The following is a 994-nucleotide window of genomic DNA, read 5'->3' as shown; positions in this document are numbered from 1 at the left end:
GGCGCGGCGGCCGACAACGTGGGCGCGGCGCGGCTGTACGAGCCGGTGACGAAGCGCGTGCCGGAGCCCGCCACCGGCCGGTGGCTGCCCGGCCACAGCGACGAGTTCAGCTCCGCCGCCGTGCCCGGCACCGAGCCCGGCTCGCCGTGGCGGTGGCTGCGCGGCCCGGCGCCCGGCGTGCGCACGGCCCGCGGCGACCTCGTCTGGCCCACCCAGAACGCCGAGCTGCACCTGGGCAACAACACCGCCTCCGTGCTGCTGCGCGACGCCCCCGACGGCGACTACACCGTGACCACGAAGCTCGACTTCGCCCCCGACCGGCCCAACCAGCAGGCCGGGCTGCTGCTCTACGGCGACGACGACACGTATTTCAAGATGACGCACACCGCGCTGCCGCTGAACCGCGGCGGCGGGACGGTGCTGGACGTCAGCGAGTTCGCGAAGGAGGGAGAGCGCCCCACCACCTCGCCGCCGACACCCGTCGCCAACGCGCCCATGTTCGGCGGCCCCACCGCCGACACCATGTGGCTGCGGCTGTCGTACCACCGCGACGCCGCGGGCGGCGAGCACGAGGTGCGCGCGGCCACCAGCCGCGACGGCCGGACGTGGGTGTGGAACGGCGTGTGGACGCTGCCGGGCGACGAGCGCCTGCAGATCGGGCTGGTGTCGATGAACAGGGAGGGCGCGACGGCGAAGTTCGACTACGTACGGACGCACCGCACCCGCTGACGGCGCGGGCTGCCCGCCTCCGGCGTCTTGACGGCGGTCTCGATCACGCTCAGCCTTGCTGAGGCTGGTCCACCGGCCCCGCCGGCACCCCGGGTGCCGGCGGGGCCGCCCTGCACGTCCGCCGTACGTCACCTCGGAGAGGTCCACGTGAACAGCAAACTGCTCGGCGCGGGAACGGTCCTGGCGCTCCTCGCCTCGGCCGCCGCGATGCCCTCGGCGTCGGCGGCGCCGGCGCCGGCCGCGCCGTCCGCGTCCGCGCCGGCCG

General features: G+C 75.7%; 1 protein-coding gene. It reads left to right on the top strand.

Annotated features, from left to right (window positions below):
- On the top strand, nucleotides 1-729 hold a 729-nt coding region (locus ABD317_RS37255), incomplete at its 5' end, for a beta-xylosidase family glycoside hydrolase (protein ID WP_486389039.1).
- Nucleotides 730-994 lie beyond the last annotated feature (265 nt).

It is taken from the genome of Streptomyces synnematoformans, assembly GCF_039531005.1.
GTDB lineage: Bacteria > Actinomycetota > Actinomycetes > Streptomycetales > Streptomycetaceae > Streptomyces > Streptomyces synnematoformans.
This window is presented reverse-complemented; position numbering and strand designations above follow the sequence as displayed.